The sequence below is a fragment of the Mycobacterium sp. UM_11 genome (assembly GCF_001414075.1).
Lineage (GTDB): Bacteria > Actinomycetota > Actinomycetes > Mycobacteriales > Mycobacteriaceae > Mycobacterium.
In genome coordinates, this window is sequence record NZ_LATC01000298.1 from 1 (window position 1) to 226 (window position 226).

Genomic DNA, 226 nt, shown 5'->3' on the forward strand with positions numbered 1-226 from the left:
GGCCCCAACTCGATCGCCTCTTTGACCCGCCTCGACGCCTCGGCGCGGCTGATCAGCGTCGCCTCGGCGATCGCGTGCGGCAGGCTGCCACCCAGCTCCTCGGCCGTGGCCTGCCGGGCCAGGGTGTTGATCACCGGATGCTCGAGGGCCGGCAGCTGCCGGCGCACCCTTTCGGTGCGCTCGAGCATCGCCAGCTGTTGGTGAACGTTCAAAGCATCCACCGGCA

At 69.9% G+C, this 226-nt stretch carries 1 protein-coding gene; it reads right to left on the reverse strand.

What is annotated here, in order from left to right; all coding sequences use genetic code 11:
- Window positions 1-226, reverse strand: a 226-nt coding sequence (locus tag WU80_RS25110) for a DUF222 domain-containing protein (RefSeq protein WP_156371923.1), incomplete at both ends; no start/stop codon positions are given.